Below are 15,892 nucleotides of genomic sequence, written 5' to 3'. Positions count from 1 at the left end.
TCGGGACTCAGGTGGGTGTAGTGGTGGCCCATGTGCAGAACCCTTCGGTGGGTGATGCACTTAAGCTTAGAGACCGCCTTGCTTTAGACAAAAGAAAGTAACCCGCCGCTTTAGTGGCGGAAGCTTTGGCGTTTGATCTAGATCTTGATCTTGCTGGTTAGATGCGCCGCAAGTCGCGACCACGTCCCGTCGGCCTCCGGCGCAGTCTTCAAGCAAGAGCAAAGCTTCCGTCCGCTAACGCGGCCGGGTTACTTTCTTTTGCTAAGCCCAAAAGAAAGGTAACCAAAGAAAATGGCTCTCCTTGCAAGGGCACAAGCCCGCGCGAGCGATGTATACGCGGGGATGCTCCAGACAGGCCATCCATGGCCTGCTTGCGCACGGCCCGCATCCTTGCGGGCCGCCCTACGGGTCTTCTCTTGACCGGCAGAGCGGTAAAGCCAAAAAGCAAAGCCACAAAGAAAAGCCACAAAGAAAAGCAGATCAAAATCTCGGCAACGGCAACGGCAACGGCAACGGCAACGGCAACGGCAACGACCACAGCATCGTCTGTCGCAAGATGCGCAACCAGCGCCGGCCGCCGAGCGAACGCGGTCGCGACTTGCGTCGCTCCCACCCCGCGACGATTCAGGCCTTCGACCGATGACGAAGGCGTTGCGGACTCTGCGCATCCCGTGGCCGCGACTCACGTCGCTCCTACACGGGAAAGCCCACGGAAGGCGCATCACTTCGTGTGTTCCGGCGACCGTCCGTCGGCCGGGCATCGATTTGTGACGACAAGCGCAAGCGCCATCGCAACGGGCGCGGAATTCGTCGCAATCGTGTAGTCGTTTAACGGCCACACTCCGCAACGTTCGAGGTCCGCCCGGACCCTTACCCGCCCGCCATCACCGTTACGGAGACAGCCAGTGAACCCCATGCTCAAGGGCCTGCCCGGCCAGGGCGCGATCGCCTCGTTGTTGATCGCCGCCGTTCTCGCGCCCGCATCGGCCAGCCAGCGCACGCTGCAGCTGTCCGAGGACGGCACCCTCAGCAAGCCGGTGCCGGCGCCCAAGGCGACGCCGTTGGCCAAGGCCGCCGCGCTCGACCGGGTCTGCGACAGCGGCGCCAAGTGGATGCGGCTGGGGTTCAAACAGCTCAAGCTGAGCGGCTACGACTCGCTGGTGTTGACCAGCAGCGGCGGCGACCGCCTGGTGTTCGAAGGCAGGCACTGGAACGACCGCAGTTTCCACACTCGCGCGATGCGCGGCGAATGCGTCGACATCAAGCCGTATTTCAGCCAGCCCGACAGCGCCTTCCAGCTCGACCGCTACGAATACGGCACGACCGCGCTGGAACTGGCCAGCGTGGTGGTGGCCGGCGCCGGCGACATTTGCGACACCAGCGGCACCGCCTGCAAAGGCACCTCCGACCTGATCGTCTCGATCAACCCGACCGCGGTGTTCACCGCCGGCGACAACGCCTACGACAGCGGCACGCTAAGCGAGTTCAACAACCGCTATGCGCCGACCTGGGGCCGCTTCAAGGCGCTGACCAGCCCCTCGCCAGGCAACCACGAGTACTACACCGGCGGCGCCAGCGGTTACTTCGATTACTTCAACGGCGTCGGCAATGCCGACGGCCCGGCCGGCAATCGCAGCAAGGGCTATTACAGCTGGGACGTGGGCGATTGGCACTTCATCGCCTTGAACACCATGACCGGCGGCACCGTCTCGTCGACCCAGATCACCTGGCTCAAGAACGATCTTGCCGCCAACACCAAGCCCTGCACCGCGGCGTATTTCCATCATCCGCTGGTGAGCCGCGGCAGCTACAGCGGCTACAGCCAGGTCAAGCCGTTCTGGGATGCGCTGTATGCGGCCAAGGCCGATCTGGTCCTGGTCGGCCACGACCACAACTACCAACGCTACGGCAAGATGAATCCGAGCCAGGCCGCGGCCGGCGACGGCATCCGCCAGATCCTGATCGGCACCGGCGGGCGCGCGTTCTACGACATCGACGGCAGCCATGCCTCGCTCGAGGCCAGCAACGACAACACCCACGGCGTGCTCAAGCTGACCCTGACCGCGACCGGCTACACCGGCGACTTCGTGCCGCGCGCCGGCAGCAGCTACACCGATCATTTCAGCGGCACCTGCAACAAGGGCGGCAGCCCCTCGCAGTCGCTGACCCTCAACGCGGTGCGCGACGTCACGGTCAAATCCGGTGGCACCCGGGTCAACTCGACGGTGCTGTACGCCGACGGCAGCGACGGCGGCCAGCAACTGCGTGGCCTGATGGGTTGGAACGTCAGCAGCGCGGCGGGCCTGAACCTGACCTCGGCGCAGGTGAAGCTGCAGGTCAGCGATCGTTCCACCGGCGTCTACGACTTGTACCAGGTGACGACGAGCTGGAGCGAAAGCAACGCGACTTACAGCGGCGCCACCCTCGGCACCAAGCTCGGTTCGGTCACCCCGAGCGCGACCGGCGCGCAATACGTCAGCCTCAACGCCGCGGGCCTGCAACTGGTGAAGAATTGGGCCGCGGGCACGGTCGCCAACAACGGCGTGATCCTGGTGCCGGCCTCCGGTGTCACCGACGGTGTCGACTGGTCTTCGCGCGAAGGTGCGAATGCGCCGCAGCTGCTGCTGAGCTACACCACGCCCTGATGGGGCCACTTTGAAGCAGCGTTACAGCGACCGGCGAATGTTTCGCCGGCCGCTTCGATGGACGTCCTGGTTCCGTCGCGACGAACCAGCCTCCAACGCCCGCAGCAAGCCTGCGGGCGCTGGACACCGGACGATGCCGCTGCCGATATCGGCAATGGCGTTCGCGTTGCGGTAGAGCGAGTGCCGGGTCGCTGCGTGTCGCGGGTCAGCTCATCGCCTGCAGCATCGTGCGCGAGCCGACGCCCGCGCCGATCATGAGCTTGACCGATTCCTTGATCCGATCCGCACCGCCGAGTTTGACCGCGGCGATCAAGCGTTCGCCGATGGTCTTGCTCTCGTCGGTGGAGTGCGCCTGCGCGCCGAGCACCGCGAAACCTTTCTCGGTCAGGCGATAGCGCAAGGCCATGTGGACGAAGGCCACACCGTTCAAGGACTCTTTCACGCAGGCGGTGCTGCGCAGATAGCCTTCGTCGAGCAACCATTCGAACGTGGCGCCGCAAGCCAGTACCGCGGCGGCCATGTCTTCGCGATTGGCCGGGTCCAGGCCTGGGATATGTCGCGCCGATTCCTCGGCGTTGAAGCGGGCTACGACGGGATGCTGTTCGAGCGCCGCTGCACAGATGCGCGCAGTGGCAATGCTGAAAACTTCGATATTTTTCATTGATGACGCCCCCTGACGTCCTTGCTATTTACGAGAGGGTTACGTCAACGCCGCGTGATGGAAAAAGTGCGTAAGGATTTGAATATCAAGACGATTTATTGATGTGCGTCTCGTTGGATCTGTGACTGCGGCTGTGCGCGGATCGCTAATCTGACCCCCTGCGGCAGATGCGCGCCAACAGCGGCACCCGGGCTGGCAAGGTGCGTCACCCGAGCCGGATCAAGCGCACAAAACGGCACAACTCCGTCGCAGTCGACGGCGTCAGGATTGTGTCGGCAGCAGCTCGATCACGGTGTCGTTCGCATCGGGCAACTGCTTCGGCAACTCGACGATCAACTGCCGGCCCTCGCGCCGCGTCGTCAAGGCCGCGCCGCCATCGAGCAGGCGCGCGCGTCGTGCGCCGTCGAGGCCCAGGCGCAAGCGGCCGTCGGCCGGGCGCTCGAACACGTGCAGATACATGCGGTCGGGTTTCGCGGTGATGCGTCCCCAGGCGACCGCGCCGAGCGGACTGGCCTGGGTGGCGTAGACCGACTCGCCGTTGCGGCGCAGCCAGGCGCCGATCTGTTCGAGCCGGGTCACGCTGGCCTGCGGCACGCTGCCGTCGGCTTGCGGCCCGATATTGAGCAGGAAGTTGCCGCCCTTGCTTGCGGTGTCGACCAGGTTGCGCAGCAATTCGCGGGTCGACTTCCAGTTATCGTCGAGCGCGCTATAGCCCCAGGTGCCGTTCATGGTCATGCAGGCTTCCCAGTCGACGCCGGCCATGCCCTGCGCCGGGATCGCCTGCTCGGGCGTGGTGAAGTCGCCGTGCGCGCGATCGAACCAGCGCAGGCTGCCTTGCGGATCGTCGTAGCCGAGCGAACGATACAGGCGGTTGTTCATGACGATGCCGGGTTGCGCGGCGCGCACCATCGTCATCAATTCGCTGGCGCGCCAAGTCTCGCCTTCCGCGCCGGGGTTGGAATAGTCCCACCACAGCACATCGATCGGGCCGTAGTGCTCGACCAACTCGCGCACCTGCGCCTGCAAGAACTCCTGATAGGTCTTGAGGTTCGCACGTTGGGCGTAATCGGGGTCGTCCCGCTCGGTGGCTTTTTCCAACGGATGCGGCAGAGGGTGTTCGAGGCGGGCGAAATCGCGATACGGGTAGGCCGGGTGATGCCAGTCGATGACCGAGTGATAGAGGCCGACCTTGAGGCCTTCGGCGCGTGCGGCGTCGACGATCTCGCGGACCAGGTCGCGGTCGACCGCGTCCTTGGCATCGAAGCCGGTGACCGCGCTGTCGTGCAGGGCGAAGCCTTCGTGGTGCTTGCTGGTGAACACCAGATACTTCGCGCCGGCGTCCTTGGCCAGCCTGGCCCATTCGCGGGCGAAGCCGGGCTTGGGCTTGAACAGCGGCAGCATCTGCCGCGCGTACTCGTCGGTCGGCACGTGGGCATTGCGCTGGATCCATTCGGCCGAGCCCTTGATCGGCTCGCCGTTCCAGCGCCCGGCCGCGCCCGAGTACAGGCCCCAGTGCACGAACATGCCGAAGCGGGCTTCGCGCCACCAGCGCATGCGCGCATCGAACGCGGCCTGGCTTTCGCTCGGCGCCGCCACCACCGGCGCGGGCGCGTCGGCGGCCGGCGTCGCCGCCGATGCGCTGCCGGCCATCGCCCACAGGGAGGCGAACAACGTGGCGATGAGGGGCGCTCGATGTGTCAAGCGATGCTTTGGGCGATGCAGGGGGCGACGCGCAAACGACATGCTCTTGCTCCGGCGGTGACGAACCGCAGGCATCGAAACAGACCGATGCCGATGCGGTCAACCATTGCGGCGCGGCGAACGCGTTCCGTGCGTTCGTTTTTTGACGCGATGGCCGATCTCTAAAAAATTCCAATGCGCGTCAAGGCATCGCATAAGCGCGTGCGTGGATCGAATACGCATGCGGATTCATCAGCGCATGCCTGTGAGCGACGCGCGACTGCGACTAGACTCGGATCATCGAAATCTGCCGCGGATCGCATCGGTCGCGGCCGCAACGCGAGGAATTCCATGGATCGACGCCGTTTCCTGATCGCCGGCGGTGCCGGTGCGGTGGCCTTGAGCGCCACGCCCGTCGTCTCTGCACAGAGCGCATCGCCGCAGGCGCAGTCCGGGGCTTCGTCGCGGCCGCGGCCGACCCCGCAGCAATCGGCCTGGCAACGCGAGGAGCTGGCGCTGTTCGTGCATTTCACCGTCAACACCTTCACCGACCGCGAATGGGGCGAGGGCGACGAAGACCCGCAGGTGTTCGCGCCCACCCGGCTCGATGCCGGGCAGTGGGCGCGTGCGGCCAAGGCCGGCGGTTTCCGCAGCCTGATCCTGACCGCCAAGCATCACGACGGTTTCTGCCTGTGGCCGACCGCGACCACCGCGCACAGCGTGCGCCACAGCCCCTGGCGCGATGGCCGCGGCGATGTGGTGCGCGAGTTCGTCGATGCCTGCCGCGCCGAAGGCCTCGGCGTGGGGTTCTATCTGTCGCCGTGGGACCGGTACGAGCCGCGCTACGGCAGCGGAAAGGCCTACGACGATTTCTACATCGCGCAACTGACCGAGCTGTTGAGCGGCTACGGCCCGGTGGTCGAAGTCTGGTTCGACGGCGCCAACGGCGAGGGCCCGAACGGCAAGCGCCAGGCCTACGATTGGCCGCGCATCCATCGCACCGTGCGCGAACTGCAACCCGATGCGATCGTGTTCTCCGATGCCGGCCCCGACGTGCGCTGGATCGGCAACGAGCGCGGCGTCGCCGGCAGCACCTGCTGGGCCTCGGTCGACCCGGCGCGCGTACCGTATGCCGGCTTCGACCGGCCCTGGGTCGGCGAAGCCTTGCAGCAGGGCGACCCTTACGGTTCGGTCTGGCGCCCCGGCGAAACCGACGTCTCGATTCGTCCCGGGTGGTTCTGGCACGCGGCCGAAGACGCGAAGGTGCGCAACGCGCAACAGCTGATCGACTTGTACTTCAGTTCGGTCGGCCGCAACAGCAAGCTGCTGCTCAACGTGCCGCCGACTCGCGAAGGCCGTTTCCATGCCACCGATGTACTTAATCTGGCCGCGTTCGGGCAGCGCCGCCAGGCCTTGTTCGCCGGCGGCAATCTGCTCGCGCCGGCCCGGGTGCGTGCGAGCGCCAGCGCCGACGGCCACGCGCCCTCGCGGGTGCTCGACAGCGAGGCCGAGTCGTATTGGTCGCCGACCGCCGATGCGCGCAGCGGCTGGATCGAGTTCGAACTCGAACGCGAGATCGAATTCGACCTGCTGTGCCTGCAGGAGGCCATCGCTCACGGCCAACACATCGCCAACCACCGCGTCGAACACTGGCGCGACGGCGCCTGGCATCCGTTCGCCTGGGGCACGACCATCGGCTACAAACGCCTGGAGCGTTTCGACCCGGTGCGCAGTCGGCGCGTGCGCGTGAGCATCGAGCATGCCTACGACACGCCGCGCCTGGCGAGCGTGGCGCTGTATCGCAGTCCGGGTTGAGCGCCGATGTAAAAACCGCGTCTTCGCTTTAGGGGTAGGAGCGGCGCGAGCCGCGACAAACTGAAGCGATGTATGTAAGCGCGATGGCCGAAGCTCGGATGCCTCGAGCTACCCGATTGTCTCCAGCTTCGGACGCTGGCGTGGTATTCGGCTATTTCGGTTGGTCGCGGCTCGCGCCGCTCCTACCCTGAAGGCAAGGCGCGCAGCCCCGCAAACTGAACTGAAATTCAGCCGCACCCGTGCTAAGGTGCGCGCCAGAAGGGGAGTAGCTCCCGCTGTCGTATCGTCATTACGGGCTTCCCGCCCCGGTGCGACAGGCGTCCGGACCATGGATCGAACGATCCGGCCGTACGCGGGCAAGACCTTCGCCGCCAGCGGCGAAGCTCCGTCCTCCCCGATCCCTTCGGATGAATGACGCCTCGCGGCTGCGGTCACGCAGTCCGCCTTCAGCTTTTCATCTCCGGGAGAACCACATGCAAACCATCGGAAGTCCGATGCTCTGGGGCGCCTTCGTCGCCTTCGTCGTCGTCGCCTTGCTCGTCGATCTGGTGCTGATGCGCCACGGCGGGCCGCACAAGGTGACCTTCAAGGAAGCCGCCTGGTGGAGCGTCGGCTGGATCGGCCTGGCGCTGGCGTTCAATGCCGGCCTGTGGTGGTGGGTGACCCAGCAGTCCGGCGCCGAGATCGGCAACCGCATCGGCCTGGAATTCCTGACCGGTTACCTCGTCGAGAAGTCGCTCGCGGTCGACAACATCTTCGTGTTCCTGATGCTGTTCTCCTACTTCGCCATGCCCGAGGAACAGCGCCAGCGCGTGCTGGTGATCGGCGTGCTCGGCGCGATCGCCCTGCGCGCGATCCTGATCTTCGCCGGCGCCTTGTTGCTCGCCAAGTTCCACTGGATCCTCTACGTGTTCGGCGTGTTCCTGGTGGTGACCGGCATCAAGATGCTGCTCGCCGCCGGCAAGGCGCCCGACCTCGACAGCAACCCCTTGCTGAAGTGGATGCGCAGCCATCTGCGCCTGACCGACGGCTATCACGACGCAGCGATCTCGATCCAGCGCGATGGCAAGCGTTGGTACACGCCGCTGTTCGTGGTGATCGTGTTGATCGGCGTGACCGACGTGATCTTCGCGGTCGACTCGATCCCGGCGATCTTCGCGATCACCGAAGACCCCTTCATCGTGCTGACCTCGAACGTGTTCGCCGTGCTGGGCCTGCGCGCGATGTTCTTCCTGCTGCAGGGCATGGCCGACCGCTTCCATCTGTTGCCCTACGGCCTGGCCCTGGTGCTGGTGTTCATCGGCACCAAGATGCTGCTGATCGACGTGTACAAGGTGCCGATCCTGGTGTCGTTGCTCGGCGTCGCCGCGATCATCGGCGCTGCGATCGCCCTGAGCCTGCTGCGGCCGGCAGCGGCCAAGAACGGCTCGACCGGTTCGACCGAGGTCTGATGCGGTCGGCCCGATAAGGATCGGGACATGGCGGACGGCGACGCCGATGAGTACATTGGCGTCGCCGTCTTCGCGAGGGAAGGACATGGCCCGCACCGCCGCCGCTCAGGCCGCCGCCAAGGCGACCCGCAAGCCGTCCGCGAGCAAGCGGGCGGCTTCGGTTTCACCCGCGCCGCCACGACCGCTTGCCGAACGTCTGGCCGACGCCCTGGCGCAACTGCGCGCCGCTTCCAGTGCGAGCCATCGCGCTGGCCTGGCGCGCTATGCGATCCCCACCGAGCGGGCCTTCGGCGTGCCGATGGCGTCGATCCAGGCCATCGCCAAACGCTGCGGCCGCGACCGCGAACTGGCCGAGGCACTGTGGGACAGCGGCTGGTACGAGGCGCGCCTGCTCGCGTCCTACCTCGACGACGCGGCCGCAGTCAGCGCCGCGCAGATGGATCGCTGGGGCCGCCAGTTCGACAATTGGGCGGTATGCGACACCGTCTGCTTCGCCTTGTTCGACCGCAGCCCGCACGCCTGGCGCAAGATCGAGCAATGGGCCGGGCGTCGCGACGAATACCTCAAGCGCGCGGCATTCGCGCTGCTCGCCAGCAAGACCGTGCACGACAAGGCCGCACCCGATGCCGCTTTCCTGCATGGTTTGGAACTGATCGAAGCCGCGGCCGGCGACGAGCGCAACTTCGTCAAGAAAGCGATCAACTGGGCCCTGCGCTCGATCGGCAAACGCAATGCCGTGCTGCACGCCGCCGCGCTCGCGGTGGCGAAGCGCCTGGCCGCCTCCACGGACGCCGCGCCGCGCTGGGTCGGCAAGGACGCGTTGCGCGAGCTCAACAGCGCCGCGGTGATGGCCCGCGTTGCGGCCAAGGCCGCGCGCACGCCGGCGCGGAAAGCCGCAGCGAAGGCGCCGCGCAAACGCTGAGGCCCTCGAAGCCGGCGCGCTCATCCGAGCGACATCGCGCATTCGCCGCGGCCATTGCCTCATCGCGTACCGTGCATTAGCGTCGCAACCTCGACGCGGCTGTCGGCGCGAGCGTCGGCCCGCCTCGCCTCGCCCCGCCCTCACGCTCCGGTCTTCCGCATGCTCGCTTCGATCATCGTCGCCAACCCCAATCCGCACAGCTTGAGCCATGCCATGGCCCAGGTCGCGCAGCGCACGCTCGCCGCGCGCGGTTACGAAATCGCGTTCCACGACCTCAATGCGGAAGGTTTCGATCCGGTCCAGCCCACCGGCGAAAGCGCCAACACCGCATCGGCCGATGCCTTGGTCGAACGGCATTGCGCCGAACTCGCGCAAGCCGATCTGATCCTGATCTTCCATCCCAATTGGTGGGGCCAACCGCCGGCGATCCTCAAGGGTTGGATCGATCGGGTGTTCCGGCTCGATACCGCGTATGGCTATCCGCCGGGTGTGTCCTATGAAGGCGTGCCGATCGGTCTGTTGCGGGCGCGCCACGCGATCGTCGTCAATACCTCGAACACCCCGCCGGAGCGCGAGACGGCGATATTCGGCGATCCGCTCGAAGCGATCTGGAAGCACTGCGTGTTCGGGCTGTGTGGGGTGGACAGTGTGATCCGGCGCATGGTCGGGCCGGTGTCGGGCAGCAGCGCCGAGCAGCGCTCGCAATGGCTGGCCGAGGTCGAAGCCATCGTCGCCGAAGTGGCGTGACGCTGCTCAACTGCGCCGCCATTTCTCCGCCACGCCCTTGAAGAAGCTGTAGCAGAAAGTGCCGTCGGCGCGGGTGGTGCGGCGCAGGTCGGCGAGGCCGGCGTCGAACTCGGCCGGCGTGCTGAGCCCGGCTGCGATCGCCGCATCGCGCACGCCTTCGACCATCGCGCAGAAAGTCTTGTCGGTGAAGCCGTCGACGAGCGCGGGGCGGCCGGCATCGGCATAGACCATGCGCGGCGACACCGCGACCCGGTCGAAGCCGACCGCGACCAGCAACGGGTACAGGCTGCGCCCGATCAGGGCGTTGCCGCCGGCGCGGCGTTGCAGTTCGACCTGGCAGTCGATGGTCGCGCGCGCGGCCGGGCTGTCGGGATGGAAGCAGATCGTGCCGTGGTCGCCTTCGATCACGGTGATCGTGCCGCCGGGCTTGAGCACGCGGTCGAGCAGGGCCAACGCCGCGAGCGGACGCGGCAGGTGTTCGAGCACGAAGCAGACGAAGACGTGGTCGAAGCTGCCGTCCTCGAACGGCAGCTCGAACAGATCGGCCTGCAGGAACTCGACGTTGTCGAGGCCGGCCGCGGCGGCGCGCCGGCGCGCTTCGTCGATGGATTCGGCGGAACGGTCGATCGAGGTGAAGCGCGCCTTCGGGCTGCGCCGGGCCAAGGTCAGGGTCTGTGCACCGACGCCGCAGCCGACTTCGAGCACGCGACTGCCGGGGGCATAGACGGTGTCGGCGTGCAGCAGGTCGGCCAGGGTGCCGGCCTGATCCTGCAGGCGTTCGTGTTCGCGTGGGTGATAACCGTGGACGTAGCTGGAGTTGGAATTCATGGCGGCGGCACCGAGAAGGGAGGCTGCAGTCTCGTGCGGCCTCGCCGGTGCGTCTTGAAGCTTATTGCGGCGGCGCGGTGCCGTCGTCGCGCGGCCGGCGGGCCGATGCCGCCATCCGCCAGGCGCCCGGAGTGAACCCGAACTGGCGCGCGAATGCTCGCGTCATATGGCTCTGGTCGGCGAAGCCGCTGTCGGCGGCGGCATCGGTCAGGCTCCAGCCGCGCCGGATCAGGTCGCGGGCGCGCTCGACCCGTTGCTGGATCAGCCAGGCATGCGGCGGCAGGCCGTAGGCACGCTGGAAGCGGCGCAGCAGTTGGTACTTGGTCAGCCCGAAAGGTGCCGCCAGCTCATCCAGGCTCGGTGCATGCAGCGGGTCGTCGGCGAGCCGTTCGCGCACCTGGGCGAGGTCGGCCGATACCGCCAGGGCCGGCGCCTCGGTGCTGTGGCCTGCGAGCAATTGCGCGCAGACCCGTACCAGAGCCTCTTCGCAGGCCAGGGCGTCGTCGTCGTGCGTGTCGCCGTCGTTCCAGCGGTCGAGACCGGCGAACAAGCGCAACAGCGAAGCTTGCAATCGCGCGTCGCGGATGACCGGGCGGACCAGTTCCAGCGAGCCTGCCGACGACGACGACGAGCCGCAGGGCGCGCGCATCGAATGCAGCAACTGCGGATCGAGGTAGAGCATGCGCCAGCGCCGCGAGCCGCCGAGCGGACGGCCGTCGTGCACTTCGCCGGGGTTGGTGGTGATCAGGTCGCCGGCGCAGGCGTCGACCTGGCCGCGTCCGCTCGCCGAGCTCTGCGCACCGCGTTCCAGCAGGCCGAGGCCGTAGGTCGCGTGCCAATGGCGGCCGAACGCGCGCGCGCTGTCGATCTGGGTGCCGTACACGCCGGCCCAGGGCGATGCGGTGACGCGGCAGCGATGATCGGTACTCGCGGACATACGCCGCGATCATCGCATCCCGGAGGTTCGCTGAGTGCGCGCGCGGCGACCGATCAAGCGGCTGGGTTGCCGATGCGGCGGCGTATCGGGCGCCGCCGCATCGTCGGTCACGGTGCCTCGGCAGGATCGGGCAGCGCTTCGTCCTGGTAGATCGCCACGTGCGGCACGCCGTCGGCGCCGATCCAGCCGCGGTACATGCCTTCGGTGTTGAAGGGCAGGGCGAAGCGGCCGTCTGCGCCAAGCGCGATCGCACCGCCGTCGCCGCCGGCCTTCGGGATCGCCTCGTTGATCACCGCCTTGGCGGCTTCGCCGATGCTCTGCCCGGCGTACTGCACGCGCGCGCAGATGTCGTAGGCGGCGACCGCGCGGATGTAGTACTCGCCCCAACCGGTACCGGACACCGCGCAGCGCGCATTCGCATAGGTGCCGGCGCCGATGATCGGCGAATCGCCGACGCGGCCGTAGCGCTTGTTGGTCATGCCGCCGGTCGAGGTGCCCGCGGCGAGCCGGCCGTCGGCGTCGAGCGCGACCGCGCCGACCGTGCCGAAGTGCTTGGCGGTTTCCAGGTCGGTGTGGGCCTTGCCCGAAGCTTCTTCCTTGAGCGCCTTCTGCAACTGCTGCCAGCGCTTCTCGGTGCGGAAATAGGACGGATCGACCAGGGTCACGCCCTGTTCGCGGGCGAAGGCTTCGGCGCCGTCGCCGACCATCATCACGTGCTTGGACTTCTCCATGACTGTGCGCGCCAGCAGGATCGGGTTCTTGACCCGGTGCACGCCGGCGATCGCGCCGGCGCGCAGGCTGGCGCCGTCCATCACCGCCGAGTCGAGTTCGTTCTGGCCGTCGTGGTTGAACACCGCGCCGCGCCCGGCATTGAACATCGGCGCGTCTTCGAGCACGGTGATCGCCGCAGTGACCGCGTCCAGCGCCGGCTTGCCGGCCTTCAGCTGCGCATGGCCGGCGCGCAAGGCGGCTTCGAGCGCCGCGCGCGCGGCGGTTTCGTCGGCCGGGGTCAGGCCGGCGCGTTCGACGCCGGCGCCGCCGTGGATCACCAGCACCGGTTTCGTCGCCTTGGTCTTGTTTGCAGGCGGCGCGTCGGCGGCGTGGGCGAGCGTCGCCGAGCCGAGCAACAGCCAGGCGAAACAATGATGACGCAGGGCAATGTTCATGTTCGGCTCCGGACGGCCACGGCGAGGGGCGAGAGTGATCAGGGCAGGGGCGAAGCCGTCGGCGCTGCGTTCGCATCGCGTCGGATCAGGCGCCCCGCCTCGACATCATAAAGCGCGGAGAAGGCCGGGCGCTCGACGCGGAAATCCGCCAGGTGCAGCAGGCTGTCGGCGCCGACACCGCGCACCGACACTGCGCGCAGGCTCAAGGGCTGGCGCGCGGCAAGGACTTCGGCCGGCGGCGGACCGACCAGCCAGGCATGACCGCCGTTGCCGCTGAAGACGCGGCCGGTGCCGTCGCCGTCGATGCATAGCGCGGTGTATTCGTCGACGCCGATGCCGACCAGGTCGTCGCGGCCTTGCTCCTGCGCCAGCCGCGCCAGCATCGCGATCAGGCGGCCGAGCCGCTCGCGCTTGCCGAAATGGCTGTCGGTAAGGACCCGCTCGAGATAGGGCAGGTGGAGGAAATCCGCGACCATGGTCAACTGCGGTCCGGTCGGGTCCTGCAAGGCGTCGGCCGACGTCAGGCTGCCGCCGTCCAGCGCGCCGTAGGCATACGCGCCGAGAATCGCCAGGCCGGCGCTGGTGCCGCCGATCGGCTTGCCGGCGCGCACGTGCGCATCGAGCGCGCGGTTGAGCGGCGTGCCCTTCCAATAGCGCACGTAGTTGGACTGATCGCCGCCGGCGAGGAAGATGCCGTCGGCCTGGCGCACGATCTCCAGCACCTGCGGGTCGCTGGCGGCACGACGATCCTCGAACACCAGGGTCTGCGCCGCGGTGATGCCGCCGATGTCCCGGAAGAACTCGTCCTGCGCCTCGGTACTGCCGGAGGCGCGCAGGATCACGATGCGGCCGCGGCCGGCGCGTTCGATCATCCAGCGGAATGCCGGATATGGCCAATCGCCGCCGCCGACCAGCATCGCCCCGGCGCGGGTCGGTGCCGGCCGCGGCACGGCGAGATCGCCGATCTGGTAATAGCGATAACCGTCGCGGCGCGAGTCGTCTGCGCTCGCGGCGAACGCGCAGCAGCAGCCAACGGCCAGGACCGCGGCGAGCGCGCCTCGGCTCAGCGTTCGACCCAACACGGACCAGCGGGAGCACAGGCGCATCGTTCGACTCCGGCTGGGTATGAGATGCCAAGACGAACCAGCGCCGGCTTTCCCCCATGCCCGTTTGCAAATTCGCGCCCGCGCGCGCAATCCGCCGATCGGCCACCGCGGCCGCCGCGGAATGGACGGCGGAATCGGCTAAGGTCGCGGCATGAACGCCGCCCTCGACGCCTGGTTCGCCCGCGAGATCCTCGTGCACGAAGAGGCGCTGGGGCATTTGCTGCGGCGCTATTGGCCGCATCGCGACGAGCTGCACGACCTGCGCCAGGAGGTCTACGTGCGCGTCTACGAGGCCGCCGGCAAGGCCTTGCCGAGCCAGCCCAAGTCGTTCCTGTTCGCGACCGCGCGCCATCTGATGACCGACCGCCTGCGCCGCGGCAAGGTGGTCTCGATCGAGCCGGTGGGTGATTTCGAGGCTTTGAACGTCTTGATAGACGAGGTCTGTCCGGAGCGCCGGCTCGGCGCGCGGCAGATCCTCAAACGTCTCGCCGAAGCCTTCGACCGCCTGCCCGATCGCTGCCGCGAAGTGGTGTGGCTGCGCCGGGTCGACGAGTTGTCGCAAAAGGAAGTGGCCGAGCGCCTGGGCATCAGCGAGAAGACCGTGGAGAAACAGATGGCCAAAGGGGTGCGCCTGATCGCCGAGTATTTCTACGGCGGCGAACCCGCGCGTGCGGAGCTGCCGCGCAAGCCGCAGGCCGACAAGGAAACGGAACATGGCAAGCAGCAGACAGATTGAGCGCAGCGCGGCGCAGTGGGTGGCCAGGCGCGAGGGCGGCGATTGGTCGGCCCAGGATCAGGCCGAACTCGATGCCTGGCTCGCGGCCTCGACCGCGCACCGGGTCGCGTTCCTGCGCCTGGATGCGGCTTGGGCGCAGAGCGACCGGCTGAAGGCGCTCGGTGCCGGTACCGCTTCGGACGGCGTGCCGGCGCGCGGGCAGTGGCGGCATTCGAACTTCGACCTGCTGGCTTCGCGCGCCGAGGCGACGGCGGAGCCGCCGTCGACGCCGTCTGCGACCGGTCGAGACGCCGGCACGCTGGTGTTCGCGCCGCGTCGCGCGGCAACGCGCGGCGACCGCGGCTGGCGCTATGCCGGCGTCGCCATGGTCGCGCTGCTCGGCATCGCTTCGTTGTGGGGCTGGCAGCGGCATGCGGTGGTCGAGCAGGTCTCGTACCGCACCGCGATGGGCGAGCTCAGCGACGTCGCCCTGGCCGACGGCTCGCAGGCCACCTTGAGCAGCGACAGCCGCATCGAGGTGGCCTTGTCGCGCAGCGAACGCCATGTCGACCTGCAGCAGGGCGAGGCCTTCTTCGATGTCGCCAAGGATGCGCGGCGGCCGTTCGCGGTGGTGGCCGGCGGCCGCCGGGTGATCGCGGTCGGCACCCGCTTCTCGGTGCGCCGCGAGGGCGGCGACCTGCGCGTGATCGTGACCGAGGGCACGGTGCGGCTCGAATCCGAACCGGTCGGCGGCCGCCGCCAGCCGACCAGCGTATTGCCGGCGGGCAGCACCGCGTTTGCCAGCCGCAGCGGCGTGCTGGTGCGGATCGGTTCGGTCGAGGACGCCGAGCGCCAGGTCGATTGGCGCCGCGGCTATCTGGTGTTCCGCGATACGCCGTTGAGCGCGGCCGCGGCCGAGTTCAACCGCTACAACGCGCGCAAGATCGTGATCGGCGATGCCGCCGCGGGCGAGCTGCGGGTCGGCGGCAACTTCCGCTGGTCCAACACCGAGGTGTTCGTGCGCCTGCTCGAACAGGTCACGCCGGTCCGCGTCGAGCACCACCCGGACCGCATCGTCCTGCACAGCCGCTAGCCGGCTCCGCGCCGGCATGCTGCCGCGCGTGCGGGATTTGCCGGCTTCGTTCGTCCTGATATCCCGATGGGCGCTGCAAGGCGCCGATGGGGAGGGGAACCCGATGTCGCGAAGTGCGCGTGTGTG

General features: G+C 67.8%; 14 protein-coding genes. 8 read left to right on the top strand and 6 right to left on the bottom strand.

Annotated elements, in window-relative coordinates:
• The first annotated feature begins 301 nt into the window (after positions 1–301).
• Complete coding sequence (locus ACTOWK_RS19805; RefSeq protein ID WP_441331809.1) at positions 302–643, top strand: hypothetical protein; 342 nt, start codon at positions 302–304, stop codon at positions 641–643.
• 271 nt (positions 644–914) lie between these two features.
• Positions 915–2,645 (top strand): DNRLRE domain-containing protein, encoded by a 1,731-nt coding sequence (locus tag ACTOWK_RS19800; RefSeq protein ID WP_441331812.1) that lies wholly within the window; start codon positions 915–917, stop codon positions 2,643–2,645.
• Between the two features lie 205 nt (positions 2,646–2,850).
• Here the strand turns inward: ACTOWK_RS19800 and ACTOWK_RS19795 are convergent, their stop codons facing one another.
• Together ACTOWK_RS19795 and ACTOWK_RS19790 are read right to left on the bottom strand one after the other, a co-directional pair.
• Positions 2,851–3,306 carry a hypothetical protein gene (locus ACTOWK_RS19795; RefSeq protein ID WP_441331808.1) on the bottom strand — a complete coding sequence of 152 codons (456 nt, stop codon included), beginning with the start codon at positions 3,304–3,306 and terminating at the stop codon, positions 2,851–2,853.
• A gap of 261 nt (positions 3,307–3,567) precedes the next feature.
• A complete protein-coding gene (locus ACTOWK_RS19790) occupies positions 3,568–4,977 on the bottom strand; it encodes an alpha-L-fucosidase (RefSeq protein ID WP_441331807.1) in 1,410 nt (469 codons plus the stop codon).
• 360 nt (positions 4,978–5,337) lie between these two features.
• Here ACTOWK_RS19790 and ACTOWK_RS19785 point away from each other — a divergent pair, with 360 nt between their 5' ends.
• The 4 genes from ACTOWK_RS19785 (at position 5,338) to ACTOWK_RS19770 (ending at position 9,921) form a co-directional block, all read left to right on the top strand.
• Positions 5,338–6,801 (top strand): alpha-L-fucosidase, encoded by a 1,464-nt coding sequence (locus ACTOWK_RS19785; RefSeq protein ID WP_441331806.1) that lies wholly within the window; start codon positions 5,338–5,340, stop codon positions 6,799–6,801.
• Between the two features lie 473 nt (positions 6,802–7,274).
• A complete protein-coding gene (locus ACTOWK_RS19780) occupies positions 7,275–8,252 on the top strand; it encodes a TerC family protein (RefSeq protein ID WP_441331805.1) in 978 nt (325 codons plus the stop codon).
• Between the two features lie 85 nt (positions 8,253–8,337).
• Entirely contained in the window at positions 8,338–9,174 is an 837-nt protein-coding gene (locus ACTOWK_RS19775) for a DNA alkylation repair protein (RefSeq protein ID WP_441331804.1), read from the top strand.
• A gap of 159 nt (positions 9,175–9,333) precedes the next feature.
• Entirely contained in the window at positions 9,334–9,921 is a 588-nt protein-coding gene (locus tag ACTOWK_RS19770) for an NAD(P)H-dependent oxidoreductase (protein WP_441331803.1), read from the top strand.
• Between the two features lie 6 nt (positions 9,922–9,927).
• Here ACTOWK_RS19770 and ACTOWK_RS19765 read toward each other — a convergent pair whose 3' ends face one another.
• The 4 genes from ACTOWK_RS19765 to ACTOWK_RS19750 form a co-directional block, all read right to left on the bottom strand.
• Positions 9,928–10,749: a methyltransferase domain-containing protein gene (locus tag ACTOWK_RS19765; protein WP_441331802.1), complete on the bottom strand. Its 822-nt coding sequence runs from the start codon at positions 10,747–10,749 to the stop codon at positions 9,928–9,930.
• Positions 10,750–10,810: 61 nt separating this feature from the next.
• A complete protein-coding gene (locus ACTOWK_RS19760; protein WP_441331801.1) occupies positions 10,811–11,686 on the bottom strand; it encodes a helix-turn-helix domain-containing protein in 876 nt (291 codons plus the stop codon).
• Positions 11,687–11,793: 107 nt separating this feature from the next.
• Positions 11,794–12,852, bottom strand: a complete 1,059-nt coding sequence (locus tag ACTOWK_RS19755) for an isoaspartyl peptidase/L-asparaginase family protein (protein ID WP_441331800.1) — start codon at positions 12,850–12,852, stop codon at positions 11,794–11,796.
• A gap of 38 nt (positions 12,853–12,890) precedes the next feature.
• Positions 12,891–13,958 (bottom strand): cyanophycinase, encoded by a 1,068-nt coding sequence (locus ACTOWK_RS19750; protein WP_441331799.1) that lies wholly within the window; start codon positions 13,956–13,958, stop codon positions 12,891–12,893.
• A 151-nt stretch (positions 13,959–14,109) separates the two neighbouring features.
• Here ACTOWK_RS19750 and ACTOWK_RS19745 point away from each other — a divergent pair, with 151 nt between their 5' ends.
• Positions 14,110–14,694 (top strand): RNA polymerase sigma factor, encoded by a 585-nt coding sequence (locus ACTOWK_RS19745; protein WP_441331798.1) that lies wholly within the window; start codon positions 14,110–14,112, stop codon positions 14,692–14,694.
• Positions 14,672–15,766 (top strand): FecR family protein, encoded by a 1,095-nt coding sequence (locus ACTOWK_RS19740; RefSeq protein ID WP_441331797.1) that lies wholly within the window; start codon positions 14,672–14,674, stop codon positions 15,764–15,766. The genes ACTOWK_RS19745 and ACTOWK_RS19740 overlap by 23 nt, the downstream gene beginning before the upstream one ends.
• The last annotated feature ends 126 nt before the right edge of the window (positions 15,767–15,892 follow it).

The sequence above is a fragment of the Lysobacter sp. CA196 genome (assembly GCF_052078695.1).
In the GTDB taxonomy this organism is placed as follows: Bacteria; Pseudomonadota; Gammaproteobacteria; order Xanthomonadales; family Xanthomonadaceae; genus Lysobacter.
The sequence above is the reverse complement of the archived record's forward strand: the minus strand, read 5'-3'. Positions and strand labels throughout refer to the sequence as shown.

What these genes read in the sequence shown, in the direction of transcription:
- ACTOWK_RS19785 (WP_441331806.1), top strand. Translation starts at nt 5,338, where the DNA reads ATGGATCGACGCCGTTTCCTGATCGCCGGCGGTGCCGGTGCGGTGGCC.
- ACTOWK_RS19755 (WP_441331800.1), bottom strand. Translation starts at nt 12,852, where the DNA reads ATGAACATTGCCCTGCGTCATCATTGTTTCGCCTGGCTGTTGCTCGGC.
- ACTOWK_RS19760 (WP_441331801.1), bottom strand. Translation starts at nt 11,686, where the DNA reads ATGTCCGCGAGTACCGATCATCGCTGCCGCGTCACCGCATCGCCCTGG.
- ACTOWK_RS19740 (WP_441331797.1), top strand. Translation starts at nt 14,672, where the DNA reads ATGGCAAGCAGCAGACAGATTGAGCGCAGCGCGGCGCAGTGGGTGGCC.
- ACTOWK_RS19765 (WP_441331802.1), bottom strand. Translation starts at nt 10,749, where the DNA reads ATGAATTCCAACTCCAGCTACGTCCACGGTTATCACCCACGCGAACAC.
- ACTOWK_RS19780 (WP_441331805.1), top strand. Translation starts at nt 7,275, where the DNA reads ATGCAAACCATCGGAAGTCCGATGCTCTGGGGCGCCTTCGTCGCCTTC.
- ACTOWK_RS19770 (WP_441331803.1), top strand. Translation starts at nt 9,334, where the DNA reads ATGCTCGCTTCGATCATCGTCGCCAACCCCAATCCGCACAGCTTGAGC.
- ACTOWK_RS19775 (WP_441331804.1), top strand. Translation starts at nt 8,338, where the DNA reads ATGGCCCGCACCGCCGCCGCTCAGGCCGCCGCCAAGGCGACCCGCAAG.
- ACTOWK_RS19745 (WP_441331798.1), top strand. Translation starts at nt 14,110, where the DNA reads ATGAACGCCGCCCTCGACGCCTGGTTCGCCCGCGAGATCCTCGTGCAC.
- ACTOWK_RS19750 (WP_441331799.1), bottom strand. Translation starts at nt 13,958, where the DNA reads ATGCGCCTGTGCTCCCGCTGGTCCGTGTTGGGTCGAACGCTGAGCCGA.
- ACTOWK_RS19795 (WP_441331808.1), bottom strand. Translation starts at nt 3,306, where the DNA reads ATGAAAAATATCGAAGTTTTCAGCATTGCCACTGCGCGCATCTGTGCA.
- ACTOWK_RS19800 (WP_441331812.1), top strand. Translation starts at nt 915, where the DNA reads ATGCTCAAGGGCCTGCCCGGCCAGGGCGCGATCGCCTCGTTGTTGATC.